We start from the raw sequence: 17032 nt of genomic DNA, 5'->3' as shown, positions 1-17032 counted from the left end.
GACGGTGAGGCGGCCGTCGGCGTACCGGCCCGTCACGCTCGCCCGGGTCGCGCCGCTGTGCCTGGCGACGTTCGTTAGCGCCTCGCACACCACGAAGTATGCGGTGGCCTCGACCGCTTCCGGCATCCGCCCCGGCACGTCGACGTCGATGTCCACCGGGACCGCCGACCGGTCGGCGACGTCCGGGATCGCGCCTCCAGCCGGTAGTCCGCCAGCACCTGGAGGTGGATGCCGCGGATCAACTCAGCCATTGATCAAGGACTGCGAAGTCCTGGTCGGTGAGGCCGCGAGACGACGCAACGTGATGGAGGAGGACCGGCGCGGGGTGGCGGGTGGACACCCAGTCCCGATCGGCGTCGGTGATCTCATCGTCGACCCAGGCGAACGGGCGTCCGTCCGCCCAAGCCACGAGGGTTCGGGTCTTCCAGTGGAGCCCGAACCACTGATCCTCGCGTTCGTGTGCGGCTGAGGGCTCCGTCCAGTTCACGGACGGCAGCTTCGGCAGGCCAAGTCGCGGTGCCAGTTCGATATTCGCCTCCTCTTCCCAGGTTGTGGCCCAGACCAGGTCGCACGGCAGCGCCGCGAGCCGCGGCCCGACCTGCGGGACGAGCCGTGCCAGGTGCGAGTCCGGTGCGGTGCCCGCCGGCCCTCGCTGCGGGCCATCACCGAACGGCAGGAGCGGCCCGTCGACGTCCAGGAAGAGCAGTGGACGATTCCCGTTCGCGGTCATGCTGCGCTCGCCTCGGGACGTTCGACGAGGTGGCCGTTCTTGAAGATGGCGCCGTTGCGGACGAGGGCGACGAGGTGGGGTGCGGTGATCGCGCGCCAGCGGGCCTGGGCGGACTCTACGAGCTTGAACACCATGGCCAGGGCGGCGGTCGGGCTTCCGGCTCCGCGGGTGACCTTCGTCCTCAGCTTCACGGTGCTGAAAGTGCTCTCGATGGGGTTAGTCGTGCGCAGGTGCACCCAGTGCTCGGCGGGGAAGTCGTAGAACGTGAGGAGTTCGTCCGCCTCGCCGGTGACCTTCTTCGTCGCCTTGGGCCATTTCGTTCCGTAGGTGCGCTCGAAGTCCTTGACGGCCCTCTCGGCGTGGTCGCGGTCCTCGGCGTTGTAGATCTCCTGCAGGGCCTTCTTCGCGCCGGGCTGTGCGGACTTCGGCAGCGCGTTGACCACGTTGCGGGTTTTGTGAACCCAGCACCTCTGGTGCCTGGCCTGCGGAAACACCTCCGCGAGCGCACGCCACAGGCCCATCGCGCCGTCGCCGACGACGAGTTCGGGATCGCGCATGCCGCGTCGGCGGCAGTCCCGCAGGAGGTCGACCCACGACTCGGTCGACTCGCGCAGGCCTCGGCGAGCGCGATGAGTTCCTTGCGGCCGTCCGCGCGCACGCCCATGAGGACCAGGACGCAGGAGTGGGCCTGGCCGAGGCGGACCTTGGGGTGGACGCCGTCGGCCCACACGTAGACGTAGTCGGAGTCCGACAGGTCACGGGCCTGGAAGGCGGTGTGGTCCTCGCTCCACTGCTTCGTCAGCCGGGTCACCGTCGCCGGGGAGAGGCCGGCGGAGGAGCCGAGGAACTGTTCCATCGCGGGCACGAAGTCCCCGGAGGACAGTCCGTGCAGGTAGAGCAGGGGCAGGACCTCGCTGATCTTCGGGGACTTGCGGCACCACGGTGCGAGGATCTGCGACGAGAACCGCTTACGCTCACCGGTCTCCGTATCGACGCGCTTGTCGTTCACGCGGGGCGCCTTCACCTCGATCGGCCCGGCGGCGGTGGTCACCGTCCGCTCGCGGTGATGGCCGTTGCGGACCACGAGGCGGCGGCCGGCCTCGTCTCGCTGGTCGGTCAACTCGGCTATGTACTGGTTGACTTCGACCTCCAGGGCCGCGGCGAGCATCCGCCGGGCGCCCTCGCGCACGATGTCGTCCATCAGGGAGCCGGTCTCGGTGGCTCCGTCGTTGTTGACTACGCTGAGCACGGGCGTGCCTTCCCGACCCGCGGTGCAACGCGGGCCTACTCGATGACCAGAAGTCGATCACTCGGGAAGGTACGCCCTCCGCGTTCCGCGAGGCATCCCTCCCGAGACCGATCCACAAGTCCTGAGCATGGCTCCACCGCGCGCGCCCCCGGTGTCATGACTGCGGAATCCCGCCGGCCTCCTGACGAACGCCGTCGCCATCGGCATGACGCTGCGGTCGATCGAGCGGCGGCTGGGCGGCCGGCAGCCCGAGGTGCAGGCGATGGTGACCGATGCGCGGGGCAACGCCGCCGCCGCACTCGCCGATCTGCGTGGTCTGGTGCGTGGTGTGCATCCGCCGGTCCTGGCCGAAAGGGGGCTCGCCGATGCCGTACGCACGCCGGCGCCGGCGCATCCGCCGGCAGTGGAGGGGACCGCCGATCTGCCCGGGAGGGCGGAGGTGCCGGCGGCGGCTTGTGCTTACTTCTCGGTGAGCGAGGCACTTACCAACACCGCGAAGTACTCCGGTGCCGAGCGTGTCCGGATCCGCCTGCGCCATGCGGCGGGCGTCATGCGGATCACCGTGCCCGAGGACGGGGGGAGGTACTCGCGCTGATGGCGGAAGGCAGGTCGAACGCGGCCTTCTCGGAGCGTATGTGCCTGAGCGACAGTGCCGTGAGCAAGCACACGGCCAGCATCTTCGCCGAGCTGGACCTCTCGCAGTCCAACAACGACAACAGGCGAGTGCCGGCCGTGATCGCGTATCTCAACAGCTCACGCGAATAGGGAAGGATCAGGGGCGGGCTGAGGTTGAGGAGAGAGGGAAGGGGAGTCTCGGGATCAGCAAGCCGATCTGGTGACATGGAACTCGAGCTCGGCAGGGAGGTCCGTCCTGCGCTTGACCTGCAGTTTGCGGAAAACCTTGGTCAGGTGCTGTTCCACAGTGCTCACCGTGATGTGCAGTTTGCCGGATATCTCGCGGTTCGTGTAACCGAGCGAAGCCAGTGCGGCGATCCGGCGCTCGGAGAGGGTGAGTATGTCGGCGCCCGGCGCGGCGTCGGCGCCCGGCTGCGACCAGGTGCCCCCCTCCGCCGGAAGCAGCACCATCGGCTCCTCCTGGCCGACGAGCGCCGGGTTCTGTGCGCGCTGCGCGCCGCCCTCCTTGGCCAGCCGCCCGGCACGGCGCGCAATCATCCGCGCCTTCCCGAACTCACCCAGGGCCTGGTGAGCCCGGCTGAGGTCGAAGAGCGCGTGCGTGAGTGTCAGCCGGTCGCCACACGCCTGAAGGATCTCGACGGACTCCTTCAGAAGACGCAGCCGGACGCGGTGACCCGCCGTACCGGCCAGCACGCGGAGCGAGGCTCCGTACGTCCGGGATGTACGCGAACCGACCTGTGCTATCTGCTCCCTGGCGAGCCGTTGCGCCTGTTCGTGGTCGCCCAACCGGAGGAGGGCCTCCGCCGAGTCGCTCCGCCACGGGACGAGCGAGGGGGCGTCAAGCTGCCACGCCGTCATCAGCTCACCGCAGTAACGGAAGTCCGCGAGCGCGGCCTGCAGCTGATCGGTCGCCAGGTAGTAGCGACCGCGAGCGCGCAGATACGTCAGGCCGAACCGGGCCTGGAACATGGCCGCCGGCACCGGTTCCTTGAGGTACTTGCGGACGTTCTCGAAGTCGCCCATGGCGGTGGCGACATGGAGGAGCGTGCCGAGCGGGGCACCGACGGCGACACCCCATCCCTCGACACCGAGCAGCGTCAGTGCGCGCACCGCGTGTCTCTCGGCCTGTACCAGTTCGCCCTCCCGCAGAGCGATCTCCGCCCGCAGCACCGACAGGACCGCCTGCCACCAGGCCACGTCGCGGGCCTCGGCCTCGGCGAGCAGTGCGTCGCACCAGCGCGCCGCCAGCGGGACCTGCTCGGTGTAGATCAGCGTCTCGAGAGCCGCAGTGACGGCTTCGATCGTCGAGTCGCTCAGCCGGGCGCTCTGCAGGATCTGCTCGGCCACCCTGATGCACCACTCGTCCCCGCTCGCGGCACGCCCGAGGACCGAGCTGAGCACGGCCGCGGCCTGCGCCTGCTGTCCCGGCGGAGTGGTCGCACTGTCGGACGAGTGGATGGCGTCGTCCTGCCCGCGCGGCAGGAACTTCGGGTAGGCGTGCCTGAGCCAGTTCCTGGTGCTGCTCAGAACAGCACTGGGCTGCTCGTTCGCGGCCGGACTGGTACGGGACAGCTGATCGATGATTTCCGTGGCGTCCCGCGTGCGACCGTGCCACATCAGGGTACGCAGCAGGAGAGCAGCCTGCTCCGCGTCGAGGTGGCCTTCGCGCTGCGCCTGGAGCAACGGTGTCAGATGACGTACTGCGGCCTCGGGGCTACTTCGCCACGTGGCCCGGACGAGCAGCATCCGCAGCGAGGCGCGCTGCCGTGCGCCGGTGCACACGGAGAGCGCCAACTCTATGTATCTGAGGGCCGCTTCTTCGTCGTCGTCGGCCAGCGACTTCTCCGCGGCCCGCCGAAGTTCCGCGATGGCCCAGTCCGCGCTCACGTGTTTCGCCGCCACCAGATGGTCCGCGACGTCGGTGACGCCGCCGGCACCGTTGCACAGCAACTGCGCGGCACGCGTGTGCTGTTCCGTCAATTCCTGCGGCGTCATATCGTCGTAGACCGCGGCACGCGTCAGCGGATGCCTGAACCGGCTGCCCTCGGCGATGCCCACGGTCTGCAGTGTCTGCAGTACGCGGCCGACCGCCTCCGGGTCGCGGCCGAGCAGCTCCGCGACCCGGTCCGCCGAGCCAGTGGCGTCGACTACGGCCATTCCCCGGGCGACTTCGAGCGCGTCGGGGCCGCTGCGGCGCAGGCAGGTGAGCACCGCTTGCCGGAAACTCTCACCGATCGCGCCGCCGGTCCGGTCCGGCAGTTCCATCGAGTCCGCGTAGTCCTCGATGAGTGCCCGCACAAGGAGTTGGTTGCCGCCGGTCGTCCGGTGGGCCTCCTGTGCGAGGCTTCCCGCCGCTTGGCCGAGGTGCTGCGACAGCATCTCGGAGACACCCTTCACCGTCAGGGGTGCCAGGCGTACTCTGCGGAACTGCGCCTGACGGACCAGTTCGATCCGGAAGGCGGGATGCACCGACCAGTCGCCTGAAGATTCCGCGAGGACGAGCATGATGCGGGAGGATCTGAGTCGGTTCACCAGACGCAGGAGGCAGTCCATCGACGGCTCGTCGGCCTGATGGACATCGTCGACGACGACGAGCAATGGCGCCTTTTCGGACAGATCGAGCAGGGTGGCCGCCACAGCGCGCGAGGTCTCGGACGCGCCACCCGACGCGTTCAGCTCTTCGACAGGTCCGGCCGACAGCGGCATACAGTCGAGCAGTTGGCGCAGCACTCCGAAGGGCGCGGAACTGTCGGCCGTGGTCGCGGTGGCCGACAGGAGCAGGCCCCCATCACCGACGCACTGGTCCGCGAAGGAGCGCAGCAGCTCGGTCTTTCCGCTCGCCACCGCTCCGCTCACCAATACGATCTTTCCTTGCCCCTGGGCAGTGGCTCTTAACAGACCATCGAGCAGCTGGAGTTCCCGCTCACGTTCGACCAATGCCACAAGCGACACCTTCCCCCGTTATGACCATTTCCATGACATCAAGAGGGATGGCGAGGCTGCATCACCGAAAGGCGCGAAATCATGGCTGCACCCCATCTGGCATGACCGCTACTTGATGTCACATCAGCAACTTCTCGGAGTCACCCACAGCCACTGGTAACCCCGTTCTCAATTGGAACACTAGTCCCACGCGACTCCCCCTGTAAACCCTTACCCAAGGGTCGCAGCTCCCCGGTCAAGTCCCATTCCAGACCCGATGCTGCCTAACAGTCAAACATGGCGGAGAACCTGACACTTCATCAAATCCAAGTGGGGAAAGCTCAAGTTATGCTCCCATCTCATGGCCATTCGCCTCGGGGGAGCAGGTTGCAAACCCAGGAGCGAGTAGGGGGGTCACTGGTTGAACATAGGGGGTCGGAGGCACGGCAGCCGGCCCCACGGCTTGATATCGAGGGGCTCGTCACCGATGGCTGGACCATTGGAAGTCGTGACGGGAAAGCGAAAGTGAAATTCTGTCAGCAGGCAGCTACGGAGCATCTCCGCCACGAGAAAAGCAAATTCCATCAATTGCTCTGCGTTTAATCGAGGATCGCAGGTGCTCTCATATCGACCGACGAGTTCCGTGTCGGATATTCCCTGCGCGCCGCCGATGCACTCGGTCACGTTTTCTCCGGTGAGCTCGAGATGAACACCGCCCGGGTGTGTGCCCAAGGGCTGTCCCGTAATCTCTGGCGGGACAGCGCGCGGCGTCAGATGCGGTGCATCGCAAGGCGGAGGAACGTCCGCATACTGGATGTATGCGGACGTTCCGACAACGCGGCGAGGTGCCGTAGCTGTCGTCGTGCGCCCGCCAGGGATTACGGGACAGCCCTCAGCCTGCGGTGCACCTCGAAGAATCCCTTCACCTCGTCCACGAGGCGGGGGAAGGAACGTGCCCTGCATCCACCGGCCGGCTCGTGGGTGTTCCCGTGCATCGGGTCGCACAGTCACACCACTTGGTGCCCGGAGGCGGTCACCTTCTCCACAATGGGCGGGAGGATGTCCCGCACCCGGTCACTGATTCGCGCTCGCAGTGGCGATCTGGCGCAGTGACATGACCGAAGAGCCGGTCAAGCAATCACTGACCGCAACGACACCCCACGCCCTAGTTCATCTGGACGGGTACGCGCCCCGGGCAAGCAAAACCGCGCCACGCAGGGACGACAGGCCGCCGAGCGCGGCGGCGCGCACAGGGGCGACGGGGTGGCCCGGCCGGGCGAGCGCGTGGGCCTTTGCCTCCACCATGTCGACGAACCCGGGGAGCCCGTCGGCGAACCCGCCCCCGATCAGGGCCAGGGAGGGGCGCATGAGTTCATTGAGGTTGACCAGAGCGACGGCCAGGGCTTCACAGCTGTCCCCGACCGCCGTGACGGCCCAGTCGCGCTCCTGCTGAAAACCCTCCGCGAGTACGGGGAAGGTCACCGGCTCGCCGCGCAGCCGGCCGGCCCGGCGCAAGGTGGCCGGGCCGCAGGCGACGGCCTGCACGCAGCCGCGCCGTCCGCAGTCGCAGACCGGCCCCGCGGGGTCGACGATGACATGACCGACTTCGCAGGAGCCGCGGGTGTTGCCGGGGCAGGGGCGTCCGTCGAGGACTATGCCGCCGCCGATGCCGGTGCCTACGCCGAGGTAGACGAGGTCCCGGCAACCCGCTTCGTCCGCCTCGGCGAGGGCGGCGAGGTCTCCGTCGTCCGACCAGAGAACCCTGCTGTGGGGGAAGAGGGAGTGGAGTGCGGCGCGCAGGTCCAGGCCGGTCCAGCTGGGACGGCCGGGCCAAGTGGTGACCAGACCCTCCGCGTCGACGGTCGCCGGCATGGCGACGCCAACCGCCTCGACGGGCCGGCGAATGCCGTCGAGCAGCTCGCGGACGTTCCTGGCGAGTGCCTCCAGGTCGTCCGCCGCGCTGCTCGACCGCGGCCACGGAAAGACCGTTGTCCGCGACAGAGTGCCGTCGTCCTCCTGAAGGGCGACTTTCGTGCCGCCGACGTCAATTCCCAGATGAGTCATCGCGTTCTTTCCGTGCCGCTGTGTCCTTGTTCCCGACCGGGCCAAGGGCTGTCCTGTAATCCCTGGCGGGACAGCGCGCGGCGTCAGATGCGGTGCATCGCAAGGCGGAGGGGCGTCCGCATACTGGATGTATGCGGACGTTCCGACAACGCGGCGAGGTGCCGTAGCTGTCGTCGTGCGCCCGTCAGGGATTACGGGACAGCCCTCAGCCATCGGCCGCGGGTGAGGCGACGATGTCGAGGGGGAGGGCGAGGCAGCGGGCGGTCATGCCCTTGTCTGCCGTGACGCCGAACGTGACCGGTCGATTTTGGTGCCGACGCGGAAATGGATCCCTTCCGAGCCGCTTGCCGTCCCGTCGATGGGGTACGGTCCGGGAGTTCGCTGCTGTCTGCGACATGTTGACTCCTTGCGGGGGACGAATTGACCGGCGGATACAGGCCGTTCCCGGTGCGCTGGTCAGCGGTAGCCGAGTTGGGCTCGTTCGGTCTTGACCACATCACTGCGCAGATCCACAGGCAGATCCTTGCGCCGCTTCACATTGAGCTTCCGGTACACGCGCGTGAGGTGCTGTTCGACCGTGCTCGGAGTGATGTGCAGCTTGCCGGCGATCTCACGGTTTGTGCAGCCCATGACGGCCAGCGACGCGACTCGCCGTTCCGACCCGGTGAGCGAGGTGATTCCGTCGGCGTTGCCGGAGGCCGTTTCGAGGCTGCTGAGGTCGCCGGTCGCAGACAGGAGTTCCTTGGTCAGCGGGCCGGCGTTGCACAGGCCGGCCACGTGCCAGGCCCGGCGGAAGACCATGCGGGCCCGCCGGTACTCCTCGAGCAGGTGGTAGCTGCGGCTGAGGTCCACGAGCACTCTCGCCTGCTCGTAGCAGTCGCCGCAGTCCTCCAGCAGGTCGAGCGCCTCGGCGAGCAGGTCGGGGCGTCTGCTGGTGGGGCCCGCCGCGGCGAGCAGCCGCAGGGCCGAGCCGCGGGTGCGCCGCCCGTCCGTGCCCGCTCTGGCCAGCTGGTCGTAGACGAGCCGCTTGGCCTGGTCCCGATTGCCGAGACGCAGCCAGGTCTCGGCGGCGCTGGTGCGCCAGGGGACGAGGGCTGTCGCGTCAAGGCCCCAGGCCCGCATGAGTTCGCCACAGGACATGAAGTCGGCGAGCGCGGCATGGTGGTGATTGGTGGCGAGGTAGTAGTGGCCGCGGGCGTGGAGGTAGTGGAGTCCGTAGCGGCTGTGGAACATGGCGTCGGTCGCGGAGTACGTGAGGTGTTTCGCGGCTTCCTCGTAGTCGCCCATCCTGGTGAACGCGAGGATGAGGCTGCCCAGCGGGAAGCCGATCGCGACTCCCCACGCCTGCGGCGGCAGGTGGTTCAGCGCTTGTCGCGCGTGGTCGGCGCCCGCTGTCAGATCGCCCTGCCTGATGGCGATCTCGGCGCGCGTCGCGGACGCCATCGCGGACCAGACCGGGGTCTGTCGGCGGTCCGCCTCGGCCTGGACCCGGTCGCACCCGTCGGCGGCGCTGCCGAGACGTCCCGCCCAGATCAGGAGGAGCAGGGCAAGTTGTACGGCCTCCTCGGCCCACGGGGTCTTTCGGCCGAGACCGAGTCCGTCGAGGACCTGTTCCGCGCGATCGGCGGCCTCCTCGCCCGGTCCGTGGGCGATCAGGTCGGCCAGTTCGCCTACGGACCGCAGCCAAGGGTCACCGCAGGGGGCGGCGAACAGGCCTGTGCCGCCGTCGGCGGGGGCGGGCCCCTGGTGTCTGCGGGCGAGTTGGGGGTAGGTATTGGCGAGCCACAGTTCGGTGTCGCGGGAGGCCTCTCCCGCTTCGGCCCGCGCGCCGCGGACGAGCTCGAGAACGGTCTTCGCCTCGTCGGTGCGGCCGTGCCAGAGCAGGTGCCGAAGGAGGACCAGCCGGTCGCCGTGATCCAGTTGTCCGGTACGCGCCGCCGCGACCAGGGGGGTGAGATGACGCGCGGCCGCGGAGGGGTTGATCTCCCACTCGGCCTGGGCGAGCCGCGCTCTGATGCCCGGCCTGTCCTGCTCGTCTCCGCAGGAACGGTGGGCGAGTTTGAGGCATTCCGTCGCCAGCCAGGTCTGGTCGCCCAGCAGGGCCTGCTCAGCGGCACCCAGAAGTACCCGGACCGCCCACGGGCCCTGCGCGTGCTTGGCCTCGACCAGGTGCCGGGCGACGGTCATGGCGGGGGCGCCCTGGTCGTGCATGAGCTGTGCGGCGCGGCGGTGCAGGGCCGCCCGCTCCTGAGAGGGCAGGTCGTCGAGGATGGCCGAGCGGGCCACCGGGTGCCGGAACACCCCGTTGTCGGTCAGACCGGCGGCTTCCATGCCGTTCAGGGCGCGGCTCACCGCCTCCCTGTCGACTCCGGCCAGCTGGGCCAGTTCATCGACGCCGCCCTCCTCGTCGAGCACCGCCAGAGCGCGTGCCACGTGCGCGACGGCCGGCTTGTCCCGGTACAGGCAGTTGAGCAGCGCCAGGCCGTAGCCTTGCGTCCTTGCGTCACCTGCGATGTGGTGGTCCTCGATGAGGGCGTGCAGGAGCAGGGGGTTTCCGCCGCTGACGCGGAAGAAGGCGTCGGCGTCCCACGGGGTCGCTCTGTCCCCGTGCCGCTCGTATATGACGTCCCCGTGCCGCTCGGACGGGACGCCCGCCGGCTCGGCGGGCCGCACGGACGGCCGGCCCCGCAGCACTTCGGCGACGCCCTCCCGGGTGAGCGGCGCCAGGCGCAGCCGGTGGAAATGGGACTGGCGACGCAGTTCGGCGCGGAACGGGGAATGCTGGGCTTCCAGTTCCGCGTCATCGGTCAGGACCGCCATGATCCGCGCCGATCCGAGTCTGCGAACAATGTGGAGCAGACAGTGCAGGGAGGGGAAGTCGGCGTGCTGGACGTCGTCGATGGCGATCAGCACCGGTGTTTCCACGGCCAGGCCGAGCAGGACCACGCCGAGGCCGTGGAAAATCTGGACGGCTTCCGGTGCGACGACGTCGTGGTGGGACTGGGGCAGGGCGCCCGAGGACGACCCTTCCTTCAGTAACTGAGCGACGCGGTCGGCTGGTTCGGCCGGCAGGCGGGCACTGTGCAGCAGCTGGGTCAGGACGCCGAAGGGAAGGGTCCGCTCCGCGCGCGAGCAGGTCGCGCGAAGGACGACGGCGTCCGTCGAGGCACGCTCGACGAACACACTCAGGAGCTCGGTCTTCCCCGTCGTGACGGGGCCGTCGAGCAGTACGACATGCCCCCGTCTCTCGCGGCACTCGTCCAACAGACGGTCCAGGTACCGCACATGTTCGTCCCGCTCGATCAAACGCACCCGTCCACCCCTGCCTGACACCTTTCAGAACACGAAAACAGCCGATGGCCGCTCAGACCTTCCCTGAGCGCTGCAAGCGGGCGCCCGAACGGTGTTCAGGACAACCCCAGTTCCTTGTCGATGAGGCCGGAGATCTCGTCGTCGGAGGCCGCGTCGACGTCGAATTCGCCGTCCTCGTCGTCGATGCCGCTCACGCGCCCCCATTTTGCCGTCAGTGTCTCCAGCCGCGACACGACGTGCGTATGCAGCGCCTCGTCGAGGCTCGCTTCGGCGAACGCCGCTTCGAGGCGGTCCAGTTCGGCCAGGATCGACGGCTGCGAGCTGCTGCTCCGCACGGCCCCGAGTTTGGCGGCCAGACGGCCGGCCAGCGCCGTTGGGGTCGGGTAGTCGAAGATCAGTGTGGCGGGCAGGCGTACTCCGGTGGCTCCGACGAGACGGTTGCGAAGTTCCACTGCCGTCAGGGAATCGAATCCGACATCGTTGAAGGCCTGGTCGGCGTCGACCGTCTCGGCCGAGGTGTGGCCGAGCACGGCGGCGGCCTCGGAACGCACCAGCTCCAGCAGTGCGGCCTCCCGCTCGGCCTCGTTCAGGGCGGTCAGATCCCGCGCCGGTGCCCGGCCGACGGCGGGCGCCCCGCAGCGCGAGCTCTTGCGGGTGATACGCATCAGGCCGCGCAGCACAGGCGGCACATCCGTGGGTTCCGTGCCGCCCGTGGTGAGGTCGAGCTCGGCGGGTATCAGTTGCGCGTGCCCCAGGCGCAGGGCGGTGTCGAACAGTTCCATCCCCTCGTCGGATCCCAGGATGTCCATGCCGCCCCGTCGGCCGCGGTCCAGCTCGGCGGTGTTGAGGCGGCCGGTCATCCCGCCGGCCTGGGCCCACAGGCCCCAGGCGAGGGAGGTCGCGGGCAGCCTCAGAGCCTGCCGGTGCTGGGCCAGGGCGTCCAGGAAGGCGTTCGAAGCCGCGTAGTTGGCCTGGCCTGCCGTTCCGAGGAGGCCGGAGGCGGACGAGAAAAGCATGAAGACGGCCAGGTCGGTGTCCCGGGTCAGTTCATGCAGATGCCAGGCCGCGTCGGCCTTGGGCCGAAGCACCGTGTCCAGGCGCTCCGCGGTGAGCGCGGTGACGACGCCGTCGTCCAGTACGCCCGCGGCGTGTACGACGCCCGTCAGTGGCCTTTCGGCGGGTATGGCGGCGAGTACGGCCGCCAGCGCGTCGCGGTCGGAGACGTCACAGGCGGCGAACGTGGGGTGTGCGCCCAGCCCGGTCAGCTCCGCTTCGAGGGCGCGGGCCCCGGCGCTGTCGCCGCCGCTGCGGCTGACCAGCACGACGTTGCGTACCCCGTGCTCGGCCACCAGGCGCCGGGCCACGAGTCCGCCCAGCGTTCCGGTGGCGCCCGTGATCAGTACGGTGCCTTCGGGGTCGAGCGGACGCCCCTGCTGCGGGGCGTCGGCCGGGAGGCGTGCCAGCCGGGGTGCCCGTGCCTCTCCGGCCCGGATGGCCAGCTGCGGCTCTCCCGAGGCGACGGCCCGCGGGACTGCGCGCCGGGACTCTTCGTGGGTGTCGATGTCGGCCAGGACGATGCGGTCCGGGTTCTCCGACTGGGCCGCGCGCACCAGGCCCCACACGGCGGCGGCTGCCGGGTCGGGGCCTTCCTCGCCGTCGCCGGGCAGGCACGCGCCGCGGGTGAGCACCACCAGCCGCGCGGAGGTCGGCTGATCCTCGTTCAGCCAGGACTGCGTCGCGCGTAGAGCCCGGGCGAGCAGATCGCGCGCCCGGCCGGGGCCTTCGGCTGTCTGTATGTCCGTGAGGTCGGCGAGCACCGTGTGCGGGGGTTCGGGGGACGCTTCCGGCAGGGGCACCGGAGTCCAGTCGAGGTGGAACAGCCGGTCGTGTGCCGCGGGGCCTGTGCGGAGCTGGTCGGCGGACACCGGCCGGAACGCCAGCGTCTTGACGGACATCACCGGTAGGCCCGCGGGGTCGGTGGCCTCGAGCGTGAAGGCGTCCGGGCCTGCCGGTGTCACCTTTACACGCAGCGCGCAGGCCCCGGAGGCGTGCAGCGCGACGCCGTTCCATGCGAACGGCAGGAGCAGCCGCCCCTGGCCCATGCCGGCAAGTGCGCCGAAGCCGGCGGCGTGCAGGGCGGCGTCCAGCAGGGCGGGGTGGAGTCCGAAGTGCCGGGCGTCGTCCTCGTGTTCCTCGGGCAGGGCGACGTCGGCGAAGATGTCCTCGCCGCGGGTCCATACGGAGCGAAGGCCGCGGAAGGCCGGACCGTATGCGTATCCGGCCTCGGCCATGGAGGGGTAGAAGGCGTCGGCGTCGACGCGGTCGGCGCCTTCGGGCGGCCACACGTCGGACGTGGGCCGTGGGGCCGGGCCTGCGGCCGTCAGCAGGCCGCCCGCGTGCCTGGTCCAGGCGGTGGCGTGGTCCGCGTCCGCGGGACGGGAATGGACGGTCACCGGGCGGCGGCCGGTCCCGTCCGGCGCGGCCACGGCGATCTGCAGCTGTACGCCGCCGTGTTCGGGCAGGACGATCGGGGCCTCGATGACAAGTTCGTCGAGCACGGGAAGTCCGGCCTCGTCGCCCGCCCGCAACACCGCCTCCACCAGCGCGGTGCCCGGCACCAGCACGGACCCGCCCACCATGTGGTCGGCGAGCCAGCCGTGGGTGGCCAGGGACAGCCTGCCGGTGGCGAGCACCCCGTCGCTGTCCGGCAGTGTGACGGTGCCGCGGAGCAGCGGGTGGCCGGCGTCGGTGAGACCGGCCGAGCCGGCGTCCTGCGTGCCCCCGGCCGAGTCGAGCCAGTAACGTCGGCGCTGGAAGGCGTACGTGGGCAGATCGACGCGCCGGGCGCCGCTTTCTGCGAACAGGGGGGCCCAGTCCACGGGAACGCCGCGCACATGGAGCTGTGCGAGCGCGGAGACGACCGCCTGTGGTTCGGGCCGGTGACGTCGCAGGGTCGGTACGGCGGCGACGGTTCCCGTCTCGTCCGTGAGGCAGTCCTGGACCATCGCGGTGAGCACGCTGCTCGGCCCCAGTTCCAGGAACGTGACGACGCCCTGGTCGTGCAGGGTGCGGACCGCGTCCTGGAACCGTACCGGCCGGCGCACCTGGTCGGTCCAGTAGTCCGGGGTGCACAGGACGTCGGCGTCGGCGGACTCCCCGGTGCTGGTCGATACGACGGGGATGCGGGGCGGCCGGAGGTCGAGCCCTTCGACGACCGCGCGGAACGTGTCGAGCATCGGGTCCATCAGCGGGGAGTGGAAGGCGTGGCTGACGCGGAGCCGTTTGGTCTCACGGCCGCGTGCGATGAACTCCTCGGCCAGCTCCTGGACGGTCTGCTCGTCGCCGGACAGTACGACGGCCGACGGGCCGTTGACGGCCGCGACGCTCACCCGGTCCTCCAGACCTGCGAGCAGCGGCAGTACCTCTTCCTCCGGCGCGGCCACGGCGACCATGGCTCCGCCCGGGGGCAGCGCCTGCATGAGCGCGCCGCGTGCGGCGACCAGGGCGCAGGCGTCGGCCAGGGACACGACCTCGGCGACGTGCGCCGCGGCGATCTCGCCGGCCGAGTGTCCGGCGACGGCGTCGGGCCGTACGCCCCAGGATTCCATCAGGCGGAACAGCGCCACTTCGACGGCGAACAGGGCCGCCTGGGCCGTCGCGGTCTGTTCCAGAGGTCCGGGATCGTTTCCGAAGACCGCGTCGCGCAGGGGGCGGCGCAGGTGAGGGTCGAGCTCCGCGCACACTTCGTCGAAGGCTTCGGCGAACACCGGGAAGGCCTCGTCGAGTTCGCGTCCCATGCCGACGCGCTGCGCGCCCTGACCGGTGAACAGGACGGCGGTCCGGCCGGTGACCGGCGTGCCCTGCGTGAGCGCGGGGGCCCCCTCGCCGCGTTCCAGGGCGCGCAGACCCGACAGCAGGCCCTCACCGTCCTGGGCTACGACGACGGCACGGTGTTCCATGGCGGACCGTGCCGTGAGGGAGTACCCGACGTCGACCGGGTCCGGTCCGCCGGGCCGGTCCACGAGGTCCGCCAGGCGCTGGGCCTGCGCGCACAGTGCCTGGGGGGTGCGGGCGGCGAGTGTCCACGGCACGGCGGGCAGGATCCGGCCGGCGTCCGGGGTCCGGCCGGCTTCCCGGGCGCCGCCGGGGCCTATTGCCGGGTCCTCGGCGGGCGGCTGCTCCAGGATCACGTGCGCGTTGGTGCCACTGATCCCGAAGGACGACACACCGGCCCGCCGGGGGCGATTCTCGTCGGGCCAGTCCCGCGCCTCGGTCAGGAGCTCGACGGCGCCGGCTGTCCAGTCGATGTGCTCGGAGCGTTCGCCGGCATGCAGGGTCCGGGGCAGTACGCCGTGACGCATCGCCATGACCATCTTGATCACACCGGCCACACCCGCCGCGGCCTGCGCGTGCCCGATGTTGGACTTCAGCGAACCGAGCCACAACGGCCGGTCGTCGGGCCGGTCCTGCCCGTATGTCGCCAGCAGCGCCTGCGCCTCGATCGGGTCGCCCAGCCGGGTTCCCGTACCGTGCGCCTCCACGGCGTCGACCTGGGAACCCGTCAGCCGGGCGTTGGCCAACGCCTGGCGGATGACCCGCTGCTGAGCGGGGCCGCTGGGCGCGGTCAGGCCGTTGCTCGCGCCGTCCTGGTTGACCGCGGAGCCGCGCAGCAGCGCCAGCACCTGGTGGCCGTGACGCCGCGCGTCCGACAGCCGTTCCAGCAGCAGCACACCGACGCCCTCGGACCAGGACGTGCCGTCCGCGGCTGCCGCGAAGGCCTTGCACCGGCTGTCGGGCGCGAGCGCGCGTTGCCGGGAGAATTCGACGAAGGAGCCCGGACGGGCCATGACCGCGACGCCGCCGGCCAGCGCCATCGAGCACTCGCCGGACCGCAGCGCCTGCGCCGCCAGGTGTATGGCCACCAGCGAGGAGGAGCATGCGGTGTCCACCGTGATCGCCGGGCCTTCGAGTCCCAGGGTGTAGGCGACCCGGCCGGAAACGACGCTGCCGGCGCTACCGGTCCCGATGTAACCTTCGGTGCCCTCCGGGGCGTCCGACGCGTCGGACGCGTAGTCGTGGTACATCAGGCCGGAGAACACGCCTACGTTCTCTCCGCGCAGCGAGGTCGGGTCGATGCCCGCCCGCTCGAAGACCTCCCACGAGGTCTCCAGCAGCAGCCGCTGTTGCGGGTCCATCGCCAGCGCCTCACGCGGCGAGATCCCGAAGAAGGCCGCGTCGAAGTCCCCCGCGGCGTGGAGGAACCCTCCCTCTCGTACGTACGTCTTGCCCTGCCGGTCCGGATCCGGGTCGAACAGCGTCTCGACGTCCCAGCCGCGGTCGGTGGGGAACGCGGACACACCGTCGAGGCCACGCTCCACGAGCCTCCACAGCTCTTCCGGGGAGGTGACCCCGCCGGGCAGCCGGCAGCTCATGGCCACGATCGCGACAGGTTCGTCGGACGCCGAGGCGAGCGGCAGGGAAGGGGCGGGGGCGGCGAGGTCGTCGAGCAGCAGTCCGCGCAGATGGCGGGCGAGGGCCGCCGGGGTGGGATGGTCGGAGGCCACCGTGGCCGACAGGCGCAGGCCGGTCGCCCCGGTCAGTCTGCCGCGCAGGGCGACGGCCGCCACGGAGGTGAAGCCCAGTTCCTTGAAGGCCCGGTCCGCGCCGACGGTCTCACTGCCCGGCAGGTCGAGGACGTGCGCGGCGTGGGTGCGCACGAGATCCAGGAGCACCCGGTCGCGCCCGGCCTCCGGGACGGCGGCCAACTGTTCGCGCAGCGCCGCGCTGTCGGCCTCGTCCGGGACGCTCGCGCGCGCAGTGACCTCGATGACGGCGCGCAGCGGCGCGGGAACCTCGTCGCTGCGCAGCGTCTCGGGAGCCAGCCGCATCACCACCAGGACGGCGTGGTCGACGGTCCGGGCGGCGTCGAACATGGCGCGGCAGTCGTGGGCGGACAGCCGGCCGACGCCGGCCGGGGGCGCCGTCGCCGTGTCGTCGCCGGGCCCTTCCGCGGGCCCCCAGGCCAGCGAAAGCGCGGTGTGTCCGCTGACGCGGCGGTGCTGCGCCAACGCGTCCAGGAAGGCAGCGGCGCGGGACTGCTCGGCACGGCCGGCCGTGCC

The 17032-nt window shown here is 70.4% G+C and carries 6 protein-coding genes and 4 pseudogenes; 1 reads left to right on the top strand and 9 read right to left on the bottom strand.

Annotated features, from left to right (window positions below; translation table 11 throughout):
• From ABTZ94_RS29135 to ABTZ94_RS29125, 3 genes and pseudogenes are all read right to left on the bottom strand, one after another.
• Positions 1 to 251, bottom strand: a pseudogene (locus tag ABTZ94_RS29135) (sensor histidine kinase); the annotation flags it as partial.
• Positions 239 to 730 carry an HAD domain-containing protein gene (locus tag ABTZ94_RS29130; protein WP_351205037.1) on the bottom strand — a complete coding sequence of 164 codons (492 nt, stop codon included), beginning with the start codon at positions 728 to 730 and terminating at the stop codon, positions 239 to 241. The gene ABTZ94_RS29130 and the pseudogene ABTZ94_RS29135, both read right to left, overlap by 13 nt.
• Positions 727 to 1979 (bottom strand): annotated as a pseudogene (locus ABTZ94_RS29125) (IS256 family transposase). Before ABTZ94_RS29125 ends, ABTZ94_RS29130 begins: the two are co-directional and overlap by 4 nt.
• A gap of 205 nt (positions 1980 to 2184) precedes the next feature.
• Here ABTZ94_RS29125 and ABTZ94_RS29120 point away from each other — a divergent pair.
• Positions 2185 to 2574, top strand: a complete 390-nt coding sequence (locus tag ABTZ94_RS29120; protein WP_351205039.1) for a sensor histidine kinase — start codon at positions 2185 to 2187, stop codon at positions 2572 to 2574.
• 224 nt (positions 2575 to 2798) lie between these two features.
• On the opposite strand, the gene ABTZ94_RS29110 is transcribed toward ABTZ94_RS29120, so the two are convergent.
• From ABTZ94_RS29110 to ABTZ94_RS29085, 6 genes and pseudogenes are all read right to left on the bottom strand, one after another.
• Positions 2799 to 5558, bottom strand: a complete 2760-nt coding sequence (locus tag ABTZ94_RS29110) for a helix-turn-helix transcriptional regulator (RefSeq protein WP_351205035.1) — start codon at positions 5556 to 5558, stop codon at positions 2799 to 2801.
• 525 nt (positions 5559 to 6083) lie between these two features.
• Positions 6084 to 6269, bottom strand: a pseudogene (locus ABTZ94_RS29105) (3-deoxy-7-phosphoheptulonate synthase); the annotation flags it as partial.
• 146 nt (positions 6270 to 6415) lie between these two features.
• A complete protein-coding gene (locus ABTZ94_RS38020; RefSeq protein ID WP_502967326.1) occupies positions 6416 to 6532 on the bottom strand; it encodes a 3-deoxy-7-phosphoheptulonate synthase in 117 nt (38 codons plus the stop codon).
• Between the two features lie 175 nt (positions 6533 to 6707).
• Complete coding sequence (locus tag ABTZ94_RS29095; RefSeq protein ID WP_351205033.1) at positions 6708 to 7601, bottom strand: ROK family protein; 894 nt, start codon at positions 7599 to 7601, stop codon at positions 6708 to 6710.
• Between the two features lie 456 nt (positions 7602 to 8057).
• Entirely contained in the window at positions 8058 to 10913 is a 2856-nt protein-coding gene (locus tag ABTZ94_RS29090) for a helix-turn-helix transcriptional regulator (RefSeq protein WP_351205031.1), read from the bottom strand.
• A 95-nt stretch (positions 10914 to 11008) separates the two neighbouring features.
• Positions 11009 to 16642, bottom strand: a pseudogene (locus tag ABTZ94_RS29085) (type I polyketide synthase); the annotation flags it as partial.
• Positions 16643 to 17032: the final 390 nt, after the last annotated feature.

It is taken from the genome of Streptomyces sp. NPDC002785, assembly GCF_040295565.1.
GTDB lineage: Bacteria > Actinomycetota > Actinomycetes > Streptomycetales > Streptomycetaceae > Streptomyces.
Note: the sequence above shows the minus strand (reverse complement) of the source record. Positions and strands in the feature narration are given on the sequence as shown.